At 71.4% G+C, this 16,838-nt stretch carries 8 protein-coding genes and 2 pseudogenes; 3 read left to right on the top strand and 7 right to left on the bottom strand.

Annotation, left to right across the window (positions count from 1 at the left end; genetic code table 11):
- The first annotated feature begins 1,198 nt into the window (after positions 1-1,198).
- Entirely contained in the window at positions 1,199-3,940 is a 2,742-nt protein-coding gene (locus ACIP8W_RS31190; protein WP_402205746.1) for a Helicase associated domain protein, read from the top strand.
- Positions 3,941-3,954: 14 nt separating this feature from the next.
- Here ACIP8W_RS31190 and ACIP8W_RS31185 read toward each other — a convergent pair whose 3' ends face one another.
- Positions 3,955-5,121: a hypothetical protein gene (locus ACIP8W_RS31185; protein WP_402205745.1), complete on the bottom strand. Its 1,167-nt coding sequence runs from the start codon at positions 5,119-5,121 to the stop codon at positions 3,955-3,957.
- 254 nt (positions 5,122-5,375) lie between these two features.
- Here ACIP8W_RS31185 and ACIP8W_RS31180 point away from each other — a divergent pair, with 254 nt between their 5' ends.
- A complete protein-coding gene (locus ACIP8W_RS31180; protein WP_402205743.1) occupies positions 5,376-7,724 on the top strand; it encodes a Helicase associated domain protein in 2,349 nt (782 codons plus the stop codon).
- Between the two features lie 58 nt (positions 7,725-7,782).
- Here ACIP8W_RS31180 and ACIP8W_RS31175 read toward each other — a convergent pair whose 3' ends face one another.
- The 6 genes and pseudogenes from ACIP8W_RS31175 to ACIP8W_RS31150 form a co-directional block, all read right to left on the bottom strand.
- Positions 7,783-8,826: an ATP-binding protein gene (locus ACIP8W_RS31175; RefSeq protein WP_402205748.1), complete on the bottom strand. Its 1,044-nt coding sequence runs from the start codon at positions 8,824-8,826 to the stop codon at positions 7,783-7,785.
- A gap of 45 nt (positions 8,827-8,871) precedes the next feature.
- Complete coding sequence (locus tag ACIP8W_RS31170; protein ID WP_402205741.1) at positions 8,872-11,283, bottom strand: integrase; 2,412 nt, start codon at positions 11,281-11,283, stop codon at positions 8,872-8,874.
- Positions 11,280-12,038: a TnsA-like heteromeric transposase endonuclease subunit gene (locus tag ACIP8W_RS31165; protein ID WP_402205739.1), complete on the bottom strand. Its 759-nt coding sequence runs from the start codon at positions 12,036-12,038 to the stop codon at positions 11,280-11,282. The genes ACIP8W_RS31170 and ACIP8W_RS31165 overlap by 4 nt, the downstream gene beginning before the upstream one ends.
- Positions 12,039-12,331: 293 nt before the next feature.
- Positions 12,332-13,924, bottom strand: a pseudogene (locus ACIP8W_RS31160) (IS4 family transposase).
- Between the two features lie 229 nt (positions 13,925-14,153).
- A complete protein-coding gene (locus tag ACIP8W_RS31155; RefSeq protein ID WP_402205737.1) occupies positions 14,154-14,816 on the bottom strand; it encodes a response regulator in 663 nt (220 codons plus the stop codon).
- Positions 14,813-16,072 carry a sensor histidine kinase gene (locus ACIP8W_RS31150; protein ID WP_402205735.1) on the bottom strand — a complete coding sequence of 420 codons (1,260 nt, stop codon included), beginning with the start codon at positions 16,070-16,072 and terminating at the stop codon, positions 14,813-14,815. The genes ACIP8W_RS31155 and ACIP8W_RS31150 overlap by 4 nt, the downstream gene beginning before the upstream one ends.
- 132 nt (positions 16,073-16,204) lie before the next feature.
- Between ACIP8W_RS31150 and ACIP8W_RS31145 the strand changes: the two are divergent.
- A pseudogene (locus ACIP8W_RS31145) lies at positions 16,205-16,759 on the top strand (ATP-binding cassette domain-containing protein); the annotation flags it as partial.
- Positions 16,760-16,838 lie beyond the last annotated feature (79 nt).

Genomic DNA, 16,838 nt, shown 5'->3' with positions numbered 1-16,838 from the left:
CGCCGAGACCTGCCCCGCGAGACCTGCCCCGTGGGACCTGGGCCAGACCGGGACCTGCGCCCGCGAGACCGAGACCTGCCCCGTGGGACCGGCCGCCCCGCACCACGCCCGGCAGCCGCTTCGGACGCGCCGGAGGTGATGTGGTGTTCGTCACACGGGTAAGGGCGTCGTCGCGTCGGCCGCCGGGCCGGCGGCCACCGCGCGGGAGGCCGACACGGCTCTGCGGCTCCGCGTGCGGCCCTAAGCGGAATCTCTGACTGCCTGTTCTCCTGGGCGCCGCACCCGCGTGCGGGCCTGCCTCGGCTCCCGACCTGAAGCCGAGGGACACGTGACCTGGGCGCATCCCGTGCGCGGTGGTGCAGGGCGGAGTCGTACGCGACCGGGGACGTCCAGTGGCACGTCCCCTCCTTCAGGGGGGGCGGCTGTGTTAGGCGGCGGGCTGTAGGACGGTGTGCGGCGAGGGCCCGGAGCCGATCGGCCACGGCGTCCGGGCCCAGGGCCGCAAGGGCCCGCAGGGCGCTGAGCCGGCTGCCAGGGGCAGGTATCGATCAGCGGCGGCCGGAACGGCGCCACGGCGATGTTCCGGGCGACGAAGGGTGCGGGGTCGAGACAGGTCGTGCCGCCGGTCCCGCACAGGTACGCGCGGGCGCCGGTCGCGGCGGAGAGGCCCGCGGGCCGGACGGATCGGCCCGGCCGGGACGGGAGTCGGCCGCCGGTGGGGACCTGGCCCTTCCAAGCGAGCAGGTCCGGCAGGACGCGGGTGGAGGTCTCGGCGACCGTCGCGGTCCGGCCGGTGGTGAAGGCGTCCGGCACCGGGCCCAGGGCCTTCGCGAGGGCGGGCCGGCGGGGGCCGCGGCCGTGGTGCTGCCGCACCATCCAGGCTGTTCGGCGACAGGCCGAGGCAGGGTCGTCGATCCGGGCGTCCCGGATGTGGGCCGCCCTTGCCACCGCCGTGCATCGGTGGCCTTCCTGCCGCCAGGAGGGGCGCCGGCCTCCGCTCCCTCCACGGACGCTGACAGCGCTGCCCCCGTTGTCCCGGCGCGGTCGGGGATCAGGGCCTGGCCGCCTCGGACGACACCAGGCAGTCACAGGCGTAGCTCCAGCGCTGCCGGTGGTCTGATATAGCGTCTTCCCGCCCGACCGTGTCCCTGCGGCACCTCAGCCCCGCACGGCACGGCCCCCCGTGTGAAGGAGCGCGATGCGGTTACGTCCCCACCAGCAAGAGGCCCTGGCAGCGATCCGGGCGGCCGTGGGGGAGGGGAGGCCGCGGATGACGGTGGTCGCCGCCAGCGGCAGCGGCAAGACCCTCATCGCCCAGCGTGCTTGTGCCGAAATCGCCCCCCAGGGCGCGACGTTGGTGTTGGTGCCGACGAAGGCGCTGGTGGTGCAGACCGCCCGTAAGTGGCGCGAGGCGGGGTACGGGGGCCTGCTGGTCGGTGTGTGCTCCCTGTCCCAGGGCGACAGCGGCCTGTCGCGTGGGGAACTGGCCATGACCAGCGACCCGGCCACGGTCGCGGCCTGGGTGGCGGGGGAGCCCGGACCGGTCGTGGTGGTGGCGACCTACTCCTCCCTGCACCACCTGACGGCCGCGCACTCCATCGGCCTGGACCCCTGGGACCTGCTGGTCGCCGACGAGGCCCACCGCACCTGCGCCGCGTTCGGGGAGGGCTGGGGCACCGTCCACGACGACACCCTGATACCCGCCGCCACCCGTCTCTACATGACTGCCACGCCGAGGATCTGGGCCGCCCGCGCCGACGCCGGCCTCCTCGACACCGAGGACCGCCCGCCCTTGGCGACGATGGAGCACGCGGAGGTCTTCGGCCCCACCGTCTACCGCCTGGGCCTGGCCGAGGCCATCGAGCGCGGCATCGTCGCCGACTACCAGGTCGTGGTCGTGGTCGTCGACGACCAGGACCAGGACCTGCTCAGCGTCCTCAACGACCCTCATCCCGCCGGCAGCGCGCACCACGACGGCCTGCGCAATGCCGCTGTCCAGGTCGCCGTCGTGCGCGCCCTGTACGAGCACAAGCTGCGCAGGGTCCTGGCCTTCCACAACCGTGTCGAGGCCGCGACCGGGTTCGCCCGCACCCTGCCGCAGACCGCCGCCAGGGTCCACGACCCACTGCGCCGCGAACACCTGTGGTCGCACGCCGTCTACGGCGAGCAGGACGACACCGTGACCCGGTCCCTGCTCGCCGCCTTCGACGACCCCGGGCACGACGTCGCGGTCCTGTCGAACGCCCGCATCCTCAACGAGGGCATCGACCTGCCCGACCTGGACGCGGTCGTCTTCGCCGCCCCCCGCTACAGCACCATCGACGCCGTCCAGTCCGTCGCCCGGGGGCTGCGCCAGAGCCCGGGCGCGGGCAAGCGCACCACCCTGCTGATCCCCGTCTACCTGCCCGAGACCGGCGACGGCGCCGACATCCTCGAAAGCTCCGACTTCGCCGCCCTGATCGCGATCCTGCAGGCGCTGCGCTCACACGACGAGTCGTTCATGGACCGCGTCACGCTGCCCCCGCCGACCCGCCACAACACCGTCATCACCCGCGACCTGCTCTACAGCGAGCCCGAACGCGCTGCCCAACTCGCCCGCGTCCTGGGCCTGAAGGTACTCGTCCCCGCCGCCGGGACCTGGACCGAGGGGCTGCGCTCCGCCACCGGCTACCACCGCTCCTTCAGCCACCTGAACGTTCCCCTCGACTACACCGACGAGGACGGTTTCGGCCTGGGCCTGTGGACGGCCGGCCAGCGGCTCCACCACCTGCTGGGCGCCCTGCCCGCCGAGCGCCGCACCGCGCTGGAACGCCTCGCCATGAGCTGGACGCCGCCCACCCAACTCCAGGGCATGCTCGACCACGCCCGCCTGTTCGCCCGTACCCACGGGCACCTCGGCGTCCCCGCCGCCACCGTGGTCGGCGGATACGCGTTGGGTAGATGGCTGGGCGGGTGCCGCACCCGCGCCGGCGCCGGGAACCTGGACATCGAGGTGCAGAGCGCCTTGGACCGGATCGACCGGTGGTGGAACCCGCCGTGGACGCCGGCCTGGCAGGCCGACTACGCCTGGGCCAAGGCCTGCTACGGCGGCCGGGGCTGGACATGGAACCTGGCCACACAATCCTCGCGCGACCGTGCGGCCGCCAGCTGGATGAGGGGGCAGGAAAGGACGTTCTTCCTCCTGACGCCCGAGCAGCAGGACCTGCTCCTGCAGGTCGGGGCGCGACCCGACACCGGGATCCTGCTGCGGCCTTTCCGCAGTATGGGCTACGACGACGACTTCGTCCGGGGGCTGCCCTACGTGGCCCGTTTCCTCGCAGAGGAAGGTCACCTGGACATCCCCGCGGGCCACCAGGTTCCGTGGGAGGGGCGCGAGAGCGGTCTCGCCGGCTCCTTCGCGCTGGGAGCCTGGTTCCACGAGCGCCTGGCGACCCGGAGATTTAAGGAGCGCACCGCTCTGGACGCGCTTGTCGAACTGGCCCGCCGTGCCGCAGAGTTCGGCCGGGCCGCCGACGAGTCCCCGTCCCCGCCGGCACGCCGGAGCCGGACGCGGCCGGGAGCCGGCCGGCAGGATGCTGTCGCAGACCTCACCGGCCGCCCCCACGCGTTGGGCGCGACCTACCGCAAGGCCCGCCGCGGCAAGACACCGACCGCCTTCGTCCTGGAGCGTGCCGACGGGTGGAGCGCCCGGGTCGACACCTCCACGACCACGCTGGTCGTGGTGCACGGCGAGACGGCCTTCGAGCTGCAGGCGATCATCGGGGAGGCGGTCCGCACGGGTGAGGCGGCGTGGGGGAGCACCGGGCCCGTCCACTTCTCGCTCGGTGGGCTGCCCGACGAGGAAACCGCCCGCAGCTGGGCTGTTCGCCTGCACCGCCTGGCCCACGAGCACCTGAGTGACCTGCTCGGCTACTACGGCTGGGTTATGCGCCCGGGGTGAGAGGCCCAGGAGTGTCAGGCACGGCCGCCCAAGGACCAGCCGCGTGGCGCCGGCTGCAGCCGCTTGGTGATCAGGTCGCCCAGCCGCCAGCTCAGACAGGAGTGGTCGGCGAACGTCGACTCCTCATCCAGTACCAGGCCGGTGTGCGGGGCGGGCAGGGGCAGACGCCGGTAGCGGCCGCGGGCCGGCCGCTCCACGCCGCCCTCCCCTCCACGCCCGGCCTGGCCCGCGGGCGCCGAAGACGCCGAGGACGTCGGGGGGTGTCGGGCCCTCCACTCCTCGACCTGGTCCAGGCCGTCCACGGGGATGCCCCACTCCTCCAGCAGCACCGCCACCTTCTCCAGCCACGCCCGGTCCGCCTCCTCGGTCAGGGCGCCGCGCCGGCACTGCCGCTCCCGCGCGGCCAGGCAGTACGCGAGGTGCACGGCCTGCGGGTAGAACACCAGCGGCGCGACGCGCAGCTCGTCGCAGCCCGCACTGCCCAGCGCCCGCCTGCGGGCCTGCCACACCGGGGCGTTGAATGCGGGGATGTTCCACCAGCACGACACGATGGCGTAGGCGTCGGCGAACATGGCCCGCCCGCCCGCACCCAACCGGCGTTCCAACTGCACCCGCAGGCGGTGGGCGTCGGCGACCTCGGGCACGGCCGACAGCGCGATGGCCGCCGTCCGAGGGTCGCGCCGGTTGTCCAGCCACCGCCCGTGCGCGGCGCAGACCCGCCACGTCGCGTCGGCGGCCAGGTAGGAGTCCCACCCGGTGCCCTTGATACGGGCGCACACCTCGCACGCCCTCACCAGGAAGCAGCCGGGGGTGCTCCAGGGCCAGTCCCACGCCGGCCCGCCCTCCACGCTCAGCAGCCGTTGCGTGCGCAGGTTCGGCAGGGCGCACTGCAGCTCGCCGACCGTGCGGCCCGTCATCACGGCGAGCCGGTCCAGCGCGGCCGCGTTGAGGTACCCCTCGCGGTAGCGCGGGTCGTCCGGCACGCCGTCCTTACGCAGCGGTGTGCCGAACATGGGCCAGAACTCCTGGTCGGGGATGCCGTTGGCATCCGCCAGGCGCCGGATGTAGGAGCCGGTCGACTCCCCGCCGATGAACCGTACCGACAGCGCCAGCCGCTGTGCCGGACGCCAGGGCTTCTTGCGCAGCGGCCGACCGGCCACGGCCACTTTCGTACGAGCCACTCTCACCTATCCCCTTTCACTGGACGCCCCTATACCAGGGTGACGTCTTCCTCCGGCACGGCATCGGCTTTTCACACCGCACGGGCAGGCCCGTGCACGTCCGGCGGCCGCCCACCGGTGTGGGCCGGCGGTGGCCACCGTTACCGGTGCGGCCCCGTGTGTTTGGCCGAAAATCTTCGACGCCCTGTGGGCGGCCGTTACGTTCCGCGCGATCCGATGCAGGGGCGCCGCCCCGGGAAGGGGAGGGGGCGCCCATGGAACTGTGGGAGCACCAGGTCACGGCCCTGGCCGCGATACAGGCCGCGGTGGCAGCCGGTGAGAAACGCATGACGGTCGTCTCGGCGTGCGGCACGGGCAAGACGCTGGTCGCCCAGCAGGCCGCGCAGCGGCTGGCACCGCAGGGCACGGTCCTAGTGCTGATGCCGACCAAGACCCTGGTGGCCCAGACCGTCCGGCGCTGGCGCCAGGCAGGCCGGACGGGGCCGGCCCTCGCAGTGTGCTCCCTGGGCCAAGAGGAGAGCGGCCTGACCCGGGCGGAAGCGGTGCTGTGCCGCGACCCCCGGACCAGCCCACGGGCCATCGCCCACGCCGCCCGCACGGCCGGCCCGGTCACCGTGTTCTCGACCTACGGCTCCCTGCACCACATCCGCGCCGCCCACGAGCTGCACGGGCTGCCGCCCTGGGACCTCGTGATCGCCGACGAGGCCCACCGCACGTGCTCCGCGTTCGGCGAAGGCTGGGGCACCGTCCACGACGACGCCGCCGTCCCCGCCAAGATCCGCGTCTACATGACCGCCACCCCCCGGGTCTGGGCCGCGTCGGCCCCCACCGAGCTCCACCCGCTCATGGAGCGCGCCCCCCTCGCCACCATGGACCACCGTGAGATCTTCGGCCCGACCGTGTTCGAGCTGGGCATGGCCGAGGCCATCGAGCGGGGCCTCCTCGCCGACTACCAGGTCGTGATGCCCGTCGTGGACGACGCCGACCTGCACTGCATCCTCGCCGACCGCCGCCCCGGCAACACCGCCCACCACGACGGCGTGCGCAACGCCGCGGTCCAGGTCGCGGTCCTGCGCGCGATCGCCGAACACGGGCTGCGCCGCACCCTGGTCTTCCACAACCGCATCGCTCTCGCGGAAGCCTTCGCCGAGTCCCTGCCGACCACCGCGCAGGAAGCCGGCGGGCAACTGGGCATCGAGGGCCTGTGGTCCCGGGTCATCCACGGCGAGCAGCGCGGCGACCAACGCCGGGAGCTGCTGGAGGACTTCGCCGACCCCGACCGCGCGTGTGCGGTGCTGTCCAACGTGCGGGTCCTGAACGAGGGGGTCGACATGCCCGACGTCGACTCCGTCGTCTTCGCCGCACCCCGCTACAGCATCATCGACGCCATCCAGGCCATCGGCCGCGGCCTGCGCCAGCCACCCGGCGCGGGCAAGAAGACCACCCTGATCATCCCCGTCTACCTCCGCCACGGCCTGGACCCCGGCAACCTGCTCAAAGGCTCCGCCTTCGCGAGCCTCGTCACCCTCCTGCAGGCCCTGCGCGCCCATGACAGCTCCTTCATGGACCGCATCGCCCTGCCCGCCCTCAGGGACAGCGGCAAGGCCCCCGACCGCGACACCTACTACGCCCGCCCCGAACAGGCGGCGCAACTCGCCCGCGCACTGGGCCTGGAGACCACCGTGCCGGCCACCGGCACCTGGGAGCAGTCCCACGCCTCCGCCCACCGCTACCACGCCTCCTTCGGACACCTCGACGTCCCCGCGCACTACACCGACGCCGACGGCTTCGCCCTGGGCGAGTGCGTGGCCAACTTCCGCCTGCGCCACCTCCTGGACCGCCTGCCCGCCCCGCACAGGCACGCCCTGGACGCACTGGGCATGGTGTGGACGACACCGACCCACGGTTTCGACTCCATGCTCGAGCACGCCCGGGCCTGGGCGGCCGAGTCCGGCGACCTCTGCGTTCCCGTCAAGGAGAAGAGGGGAGGCCACCCGGTCGGCTCCTGGCTGGCCGCCCAGCGCCACAGAGCCAAGACCGGACAGCTCCCGCCCGAGCACCATCAGGCCCTCGACGCGATCGACCCGGACTGGAACCAGCCCTGGACGAAGTGGCGGCGCAGCTACCTCCGGGCCAGGACGCTCACCGCCACCACCGGCTGGAGGCCCGCCATACCCTCCACCGCCCCCGGACAGGAGCACAAAGCGACCGTGGACTGGGTCTTCGCCCAGCGGGCGACGTTCTTCCAACTCCACCCCCGCCAACAGGAACTGCTGACCGTCCTGGGCATCCCGCCCCTGGCCTACGTCATGTACTACGACCACGCCTACGACCCCGAACACCACGCCTTCTACGAGGGCCTCGCGCATGCCGCGGAGTTCCTCGACCGCGAAGGCCACCTCGACGTCCCCCGCCGCCACACGGAGCTCGACCCGCTCAGCCATTCGGGCGCCCCCGCCTTCGACCTGGGGCAGTGGGTCCACCGGTGCCGCAAGCACCCGGAGGCCCTCACCCCGCAGCAACGCGCCGCCCTCGAAGCGCTGGGCATGGTCTGGGACCCCGCCCTCCGCGCCCGCAGGCGCCCCCGCCCCCGGCCCTCATGACGCCACCGGGCCGCACACGAGGGCACCGAGGCGCACCGCGACCGCCCCGGCCTGCCGGTCACAGGTTCACGACACGGCCCACCGACACCTTCTCCAGCACCTCCAGCGTGATGCGCTCCTCGCCCGAGCGGATCGCGATCTGCGCGGCCTGGCAGATCAACTGCGACAGCGACCGCATGTAGCCGCGGCTACGCGTGTGCAGATACTCGGCCACCTTCCGCAGGTCGTGCTTCTGGTGCTGGTACAGCACCAGCTCCGCGTCGAACAGGTCGATGACCCGCGCGAAGACGATCGACTCCTCGGGGCTGAACCCCATCCGGCTCGTACGCAGCACCATGTGGTCGCCCCGCAGCTGCTCCGCGTCGTCCAGCTTGGTGTCGTTGTCGCGGGTGAGCGGGTCGACGATGAACTGGGCGCCACGCCCGCAGTAGACGAACGTTGCCCCGGTCTCCTCGCTGATCATGTCCAGGTACTGGAAGGCCAGCTCCGCGTCCGCGGCTGTACGCAGCCGCTCGATGCCGTCGATGAGGACCAGAAGCGTCCGCGCGTTGCGCATGGCCCGGATCACCGACTCGGTGGGATCCCCGCTCTCCCGCTCCTGGCCCAGGAACCGGGCGAACGCGCCTGCCCAGTTGCGCATGCTGCCGCGCGTCGGCGGCGGCACGCTCAACACGATGACCGGGATCCGGTTCTCGTCCGGCCCGTACAACGACGACAGCCGCCGCTCCCAGTGCACTCCGATCGCCTGCAGCAGCGTGCTCTTACCCGTCCCGCGCGGCCCGTCCAGGATGACCCCGGCCTTGCCGTGCCGGCGCTGCTGGTTGGCCATGACCTGCTCGGCCACCAGCAGCTGCGCCTTGGTGATCGCAGGGGTGGTGACCGTGCGCAGCCGTCCGTGGAACAGCAGCCGCGGGTCCAGGCTGCCGACCTTCGTCCCCTCCGGGGCGCTGTCCTGCAGCTTCGGGGCGTGCAACGACGACTCGGCGAGCGCCCTCCACGCATAGCAGTCCACCGGCCACAACGGTGTCGGCGGCGCCAGCAGCAACGGCCCGACCGCGCTGGTGTCGCGCAGCAGCCGCTCCTCCTCGACCGTCAGCTCCATCTTCACGGTGTTCCCCTCTCCATCAGTGCGGCCCCGTCCGCCATCTCACGGGGCGTCGTCGGCAACGGCATCCTGAGCCTGGTCGAGCTCGGCGAAGATCTGCTCGTAGCGCTCCTGCAGACCCGCCTCCCCGCCTCCCGCCCCGCCGGCACGCGCCCAGGCGTCGAGTGCGGGATCCGGCGCCGTCGCATCCTGCCCCCAGTCGATCTCCGGCCCCTCCTCGCCTTCCGGCCCGCCGTACAGACCGGTGTCGTCCAGACCGAGAGGATCACCGTCCGGGTCCGGGACGCCCACGGGAACCTTCGACCAGTCGATGGGACCGCGCTCCGCGTACGGGTCGAACTCCCGCTGCGGAGCAGGTTCGGGCAGCGGCGTGTAGCCGTCCGGCACCAACACCCGCCGGACCTGCTCAGGCCCCTGCTCGGCCCGCTCCAGCAACTCGGCCAGAGCGTGGGCGATCGCCTCCTCGTCCCCGGTGCGCCCCCCGCGCTCCAGATGCTGGGAGACGGCGATGTCCCACAGGAACTGCGTGAACGGCGCCCCGATCACATGGCTGTGCACCCACGTTGCCTCCACCCACCGGTTGGTGTTGTGATCACGCAGCCACACCCGGGACAGGTCGTTGGGGGTGTACCGGACCTCCCAGCGGCCCTTCCTCTTGCCGCGCAGGTCCGAACGCGTCCGCCGATAGGGGTTCAGCCCCTCGCGCGGGTCCCGGGAGGGATGGTCGTAGGTGCGGTTGTGCAGCCGGATGCCCTGGTCGCTCACCCCGATCCACGCCGTCGGCAGCAGCCGCAGAAAGTCCTCGCGGGTCAGCGGGATCGGCAGGTAGCCCTCCACCGCCACGCACGCCGCGTACATCTGGTTCGGTGTCAAGTGAGGCAGATACGCCTCATAGGGGTCGGCGAGCTCCGGGTGGGGTGTGTTCTGCCACTCCAGCGCGATCCACTGCTGGAGCAGGGCGTCGAGCTCGGCAAGGGTCCACAGCCGCTTACCGTCCACGGTCCGGCGCACCCGCACCGAGTCCCGGCCGGTGTAGCTGTTCACCCGCTGGCTGAACTTCGACTTGATCGTCCCGAAGCTCCGCTCGACGACTGCCTTGTCCTGGCCGGTGCGCTTACGGGCCGGCCGCACCGAGATGCCCAGGTACTCACAGGCGTCGAAGAACGTCCGTCCGGCGAACACCGTGCCGTGGTCGATGACGACCAGGTCGGGAATGATCACCGGCCGGGCCGCAGCATGCGCGAACCGGGGGTCGACGGCGACGAGCTCCTCGTACGGCAGGTCCGAGAAGCTGGCGTGGACGGCCGCCTCGTACCCGGGCCGCATCGGCGCCGGGACCAGGGCCTGCGCCAGCAGCTCGCACGCGTCCACCGCCTTCGTCGCCCGTCCCTTGGCACGGGGCGCCGACACCAGACCGCCCTGGCCGGCCTTGCGCCGCTTGCCCCGCCGGCTCGGCTGCTTGGGCCGCAGCACCGCGGCGATGATGCTGCGTGTCGCCACACAGATCGCGATCGTCAGCTCGACCCGGGCGGGCTGGCCGTCGTCCCCCAGCACCCACACGTCCAGGTCGGTCGAGTCGATCTGGACTAGCTCACCGGGCATCGTCGCCTTCGTCACCGAGAACGGCGGCCCCACCCGCGTCCCCGCCCCACGCGCACCCCGGGAAGCGTCCCAGTCCCGGGGGTCGATGCCCAGCCGTCCCAGCAGCTTGTACAGGGTCGGCTCCTTCGGGACTTTCACGCTCTCCCCGTGCGCGGCACGCATCACCCGTCGCAGCGACTTGAACAGCTTCCGCGCGTCCGACGGCGCGTCCACCCGCCGGCGCTGACGGTCGACCAGCACCAGGAGCTGCTCCACCACGAGCACATCGGTCGCCCCGTACAGCCGCCGCCGCTTCGTGCTCCGCCCGTCCAGGAGATCGACCACGCTGCGCCGCCTGCGGTAGGCGAGCCGCTTGGCCTGCACCGTCTGCCAGGACACCGGCCCGCCCAGCACCGCGCTCATCTCGGCCGCCTTGGCCTGGTACCGCTCGATGAGCGTGGTCGTCGCCGGATCGAACGCCGGGCGCGGCCGCGCACCCGGCGCCGCTCCGGGCGGCAGCCCGGTATCGACCTCGATCACCGCACGCTGCCACCGCCGGGCCGCTTCCGCGGCACCAGTCGGCAAGCCCTCCAGCTCCGCGAAGTCAGGCATCTCCGACTGGGCCAAGGGATGCCCGGCCGCGTCCAGGACAGCGAAGTCGTCCGCCGCCGCCAGCACCGACAGCAGCACGGCGGCCGGCACCCCGCCCTCGCCCGCCGGGCCCAGCACCACCATCATCCCGTCGAGACCAGCCACGACATACCGGTCGCCCCGCCACCGCACCTCGTCCCCACGCGCCAACACCCCGCGCGGCGCGCTGCGCACCTTCAGCTGCGCCCGCTCCGCGGCGGGGACCGGCGCCGGCGCGTTCACGGCTGCCCCGGCGCGAACGGGCGGCCCATCGCCTCCGGCTCGCCCGCGCCCATCGGGCCCACCAGCGAACCGGGCCCCAGGGGCACAGCCCAGTCCACGCCCAAACGCCTCCTCCACAACATGTGGTAGAGGCGGGGCAAGGCCAGTGCGCGCGGCACCCCGCACCCCTTGACACCCTCCGCCAGCGGCTGCGGCTGCGCGAACGCGCCGGCCAGCGCCGACTCCACGTCCGCGTCACCAAAGCGCGGATGACGCCGCCGCGACACCCACCGCAGATTCGCCAGCGCCGTCCTGTTCGGCAGCCGAGGCGTCGCCAGTTCCCAGCCCGCCTGCCCGCACGCCTCGCGACACACCGCCATCTGCCGGTCGAACCGCTCGCCCGGCTCGTTCGCCGGCCGGGCGACCACCATCACCGTCGACCCCGAGACGGTCTGTACGAAGAAGTCCGGCACCAGGCGCCGCTCACGCCCCCGCTCCCGCCAGACCAGCTGCGCCGACCAGGCGCCGAAGTCGACCACACCGGGGTGGAAGTCCAGCAGCATCGCAGTCGACATCCGATCCAGCGAACGGCACCCCACATGGCGTCGGTTGGTCGCCGCCCACCACCAGGTGACGATGCTGCGCTGCGAGGGATGCCGTGTCGGCTTCCACACCTCGCCCCGCTCCGCCAGCGCTGCCCCTGCCAGCCGGTCCGCCGGCAGGCTCCGGCGCACCCCGTTGGTGTCCAGGTGAAGGACCCGCAACTCCTGTGCCATGACGCCTCCCTGGCATCACGTCGTACTGCCCGCAGCGCACCACAGACATTGGACAGCCAGACCAATAGCACAACGACCACCGCCTCGGAGCGGCAGACAATGCGATCCGGACAACCGTGCGGCCCCGCCGCGGTACTAGCGCCTTCCGAAGGCCACAGGGCCACTCGTCTGTCCGGCCGCTTCAGCCCCGGCCGTGCAGAGCAACAGGGCTCTGGCCCGCTAGCGGTGAGGCGGACGCGACATGGCAGCCGAACGGGTGTATATCGGAGTGAAGTTCCCCCAAGGCCGGGTAGTTAGCGTGTTGGCCTGGGATGCAAGGGCGGTTCGGTCGCCGGGGTCGCTGCGTAGCGGCCGGTGCGGACTCTCTTGATCAAGCCTTTCTCGGTCCAGCGCGCGAGTTGTCGATAGGTGGCGACGAGCGTGACGTCGCCGAGGAGTTCGGCGATCTCCCGGGAGCGCCACTACCGCTCGGGTTCGGCTTGCAGCAGGCTCAGGACGCGCGTCATGCGGCTGCCGGTGTTCTCCCGGACGGTTGTCGCCGGCAGTGCGGGCTGAGGTGGTGGGGGCGGGAGGAGAGTGATCGTCACCGAGGTCACTACCTGGCTGCTGTCGGGGCGGCCGTCCAGTTTCCTTTCCGCGTAGCGGGAGATGGGGGACTTCACCTTGCGGGTGCTGACGCGGGTGCGCCGCGCGGGCAACAGCGCCGACAGTACGCGGCGGCCGATCTCACCGAGGCCCTGCTCGACGATTCCCTCACCGCGTACGAGCAGGTCGCGGGCGGTTTGGAGAGCGATGGTGAAGCCGCAGCGGTCGGGATTGGTCCCGGGCCGGGACTCCGTCGCCTCAACCATCGCCCGCCGCAGGAGCTGGTAGAGCGTGAGCAGGGACCACATCTCCTGCTCGACGCCGACCGGGTCGCACGATCGCAGGACGCGTCCTTGCATGAGGGTGTGACGTAGGGCGTAGTAGGCGCTCTCGTGCTCCCAGCGCTCGTGATAAAGGTGCACGAGAGTGTCGGCAGGGTAACGGCGCGCGTCCAGGAGCGTGGTCGCAAGACGGTAGGAGCCCTCGAAGGCGCTGCCGTTCGTGCAGGTGACGTTCACCCGGGCTTCGATGATGCGTACCGGGACCCCGCCGATGGTTGAGAGGTAGGAGGAGTCCGCGAGTTTCCGCAGGACTGGCGGGCGGCGGCGCTGGCTGATGCGGCCCAGGACGCGGGCTCCGGTGGCGTGCACGGCGGCGAGGAAGTCGTTGCCGTCGAAGCCGCGGTCCCACAGCACCAGCATCTCGGAACTCAGATGGTGCAGCAGTCTGGTGGCGTATGCGGTCTCGCCTTCCCGGGTGGGTCCGAAGACCGCGCCGATCACGGCCCGGGTGCCGGTCTCCACCAGTGTCATCAGCTCGACCTGGGGATAACCGCCGTGCGGGCACCGTCCCAGGCGGCCCCGGTTGCGCTCGCTGTCGGGCACTTTGATCGAGCTGCAGCCGTCGAAGGAGACCGTGCGGTAGGGGCCGAAGCGCACTCCGGGGGTGCGTGGTTGGGCCAGTGCCCCGGCCACCACCTCGAACATGGCTCGCATCGGGGCGCACCCCACCCTGCGGCGCAGATCGCGCAATGCCTTCGTGCTCGGCGTCGGCAGGCCGCCTCCGAGCCCGGAGGTCATCTTGTCCCACACCAGCCCGTATCCGACCTCCGGGAACAGGCACAGGGCCACCAGGAAGTAGACCCCGACCCGCGAGGGAAGATCCCGCAGTCGCTCCTGGACCGCGCGGGTCTCCTCCAGGACGGCATCCACCAACTCGAAGGGCAGAAACGGAGTCAGGCCACCCACATGACCGGCGGCGAACCGCCCCGCGGCCACCGTGATCTCCCGCGAGCGTGTCATCAGGGCGGGAAGGCAGAATAGAGGGACAACGCGGCTCCATGGCAGGACGTCTTGGTCGACTACCTGTCTCAACGGAGCCGCGTTGCTCTCGTTCCGACAAAGACGACTCACCGCCCCTCTTGACGTCACCCAACGACGCGCTAACTACCCGGCCTTGGGGGAACTTCATCGAAGGCGTCCACCAAGATTACGGGCAACGCACTCTGTGTCACGAGCTGGCGGACACCGTCTACTGGGGGTGGCGTACCAGCCCAGTTTCGTAGGCAGTGATGACTAGTTGGACTCGGTCGCGGGCGTCGAGCTTGGCCAGCAGCCGGGTTACATAGGTCTTGGCGGTGGCCACGCTGATATGTAGCTTGTCGGCGATCTCGGTGTTGGACAGGCCTCGGCCGATCAGTGACAGCGTCTCGCGCTCCCGGTCCGTCAGAATCTCTAAGCGGCGGGCAGACGTGGTGGTAGCTGTCTGCGGGCGTTGGGCGAATTCCCTGATCAGCCTGCGCGTCACCGTCGGCGCGATGAGCCCGTCGCCCGCCGCGACCACGCGGACCGCAGCCAAGATGTCGTCCAGAGCCATGTCCTTGACCAGGAAGCCAGAAGCCCCGGCGCGTAGTGCTCCGTATACGTACTCGTCGTCGTCGAAGGTGGTCAGGACGATCACCTGCGGGCCGTCGATGCCCTCCGTGATGCGCTGGGTCGCCTCGATGCCGTCCATCCCTGGCATGCGAATGTCCATCACCACCACATCCGGCTGCTCCGCCTCGGCCAGCCGGACCGCTTCCTCTCCGTTTGTGGCCTGGCCGACGACCTCGAGGTCGTCGGCCTCGGCGATCACCATCTGCAGAGCGGCGCGGATTAAGGGCTGGTCGTCGACGAGTGCGACACGGACTGTCATTGGGCTCCTGCCGGGGGCTGAGGGGCGGGCGAGGGGTGAGCGGGCGGTACCGGAAGCCGGGCCGCGATCCGGAAGCCGCCGCCCGGCCTGGGCCCGGCGCTGAACTCGCCGTGCATCAAGGCTACGCGTTCGCGCATCCCGGCCAGCCCGTAACCCGTGCCAGCCGTCGCGCCAGCGCCTGTGCCCCGGTCGGTGATCTCAATGGCCAGGTCCTTGGCACCGTAGTTAACGGTCACCTCGCAGGAGCCGGTGCCCGAGTGTCGTACGACATTGGTGACCGACTCCTGGACGATTCGGAACGCCGACAGGTCGATTTCCGGGGGTAGCGGCCGTTGTTCGCCCCGCCACCGTACCCGTACGCGCACCCCCGCAGCCGTGGTCGTTTCCGCCAGCCGCTCGACGTCGGCCAGGGTCGCCGCAGGTCCCAGCGGCGCCCGCTCACGGCCCTCGGGGTCGTCCTTGCCGCGCTGGTCGTCCGCCTGCCGAAGGACGACCAGCATCCGCCGAAGTCCCGCCAGCGTCTCACGGGCGGCGTTTTCCACAGCCAGCATCGCCTGCCGTGCATTCTCTGGTTGGGTGTCGAAGACCCGTGCGGCGGCACCGGCCTGGAGCGCGATGATGCCGATGCTGTGCGCCACCATGTCGTGCAACTCCCGTCCGATGCGCAGCCGTTCGGCAGCAGATGCTTGCGCTGTGACCTGTGTCAGGAGCTGGGCGCGCAGCTTTTCGGCATAAGCGCGCGACTGGTACACCAAGTTGCCGATGAGCCAGGCTACGACGACGGTCAGGGCGACGTACGGCTCTGAGGGAGTCCCACTCTCCCCAGTGTGCGCCTGTCGCATGGCCAGAAACAGTGCCAGCGCGGCGAGCGCGGCCCCCGCGAACGGTAGTGAGGCGCGGCGCGGGCGGGCAGCGGAGAGGAAGCCGACCGCCACGTCGACGGCGAGGAACTGCAGTGATGGGACCTCCCACAGTCGCCATGCCACCGCGAAGGCGCCTGTGCTGACGAGGAGCAGTACCAGCCCTGGCCACGGACGGCGCGTCAGCACGGCGCAGCCGATTAGCGCCAGGGCGGAGGCCAAAGCCAAGCAGAGCTGTCCCCTCAGGTCATCCAGGGCGTTGGGCGGCGGGGCCGGATCGGCGAGCGTGCCCGGGGCGGACCGGACCAGCGGATACAGGGCTGCGACGAACCAGCTGGCGCCCGCCCAGACACCCGGTGGCACCCGCTTGAGGAGCATGTGGTGTAGGGGGAACATGCATTGACCGTAGCCGGGCGGTCTCGACGTGGGATCGGACCGAGGTTGTACAACCGTGGTCGACATGGGTGTCCGCAGAATGTCCGCTGCGGACCGATGCGCCTTGGAAGGCTGCGGGGCACGATGAAGCGCATGATTGAAGTTAGGGAAGTCACCAAGCGTTACGGTAGGAAGGCCGCGGTCAGCGATCTGAGCTTCACGGTGCGACCTGGTTATGTCACAGGATTTCTGGGGCCGAACGGCGCTGGCAAGAGCACCGTCCTGCGCATGATGCTTGGGCTGCACCAGCCTACTGCCGGCAGCGTCATCATCGATGGCCGACCGTTCGCGGACCGGCCGCGCGGCATGCGTCACGTCGGGGCCCTGCTGGATGCGCACGATATCCATGGCGGTCGTACCGCCCGCGCGCATTTGACTGCCCTCGCCGTGAGTAACGGCCTCCCTCGCCGCCGGGTCACCGAGGTACTGGAAGAGGTCGGCCTCGGCGACGCCGGCCACCGCCGCATCGGCGGCTACTCGCTGGGCATGAAACAGCGCCTTGGCATCGCGACCGCATTGCTGGGCGACCCGCCGGTGCTGCTCTTCGACGAGCCGCTCAACGGGCTGGACCCGGAGGGTGTGAAGTGGGTGCGCGGCCTGTTCCACCGGCTCGCAGAGGAGGGGCGCACGGTCTTAGCCTCGATCCACCGACGTGATGCCTGTGGATAACTTTCAGGAGAACGAGGAAGTGCCTTGTGACCTGCGATGATGGGAGTTCTTCAGGCTT

The organism is Streptomyces sp. NPDC088554 (assembly GCF_044752945.1).
GTDB lineage: Bacteria > Actinomycetota > Actinomycetes > Streptomycetales > Streptomycetaceae > Streptomyces.
The sequence above is the reverse complement of the archived record's forward strand: the minus strand, read 5'-3'. Positions and strand labels throughout refer to the sequence as shown.

What these genes read in the sequence shown, in the direction of transcription:
- ACIP8W_RS31190 (WP_402205746.1), top strand. Translation starts at nt 1,199, where the DNA reads ATGCGGTTACGTCCCCACCAGCAAGAGGCCCTGGCAGCGATCCGGGCG.
- ACIP8W_RS31180 (WP_402205743.1), top strand. Translation starts at nt 5,376, where the DNA reads ATGGAACTGTGGGAGCACCAGGTCACGGCCCTGGCCGCGATACAGGCC.
- ACIP8W_RS31175 (WP_402205748.1), bottom strand. Translation starts at nt 8,826, where the DNA reads ATGGAGCTGACGGTCGAGGAGGAGCGGCTGCTGCGCGACACCAGCGCG.
- ACIP8W_RS31165 (WP_402205739.1), bottom strand. Translation starts at nt 12,038, where the DNA reads ATGGCACAGGAGTTGCGGGTCCTTCACCTGGACACCAACGGGGTGCGC.
- ACIP8W_RS31155 (WP_402205737.1), bottom strand. Translation starts at nt 14,816, where the DNA reads ATGACAGTCCGTGTCGCACTCGTCGACGACCAGCCCTTAATCCGCGCC.
- ACIP8W_RS31150 (WP_402205735.1), bottom strand. Translation starts at nt 16,072, where the DNA reads ATGTTCCCCCTACACCACATGCTCCTCAAGCGGGTGCCACCGGGTGTC.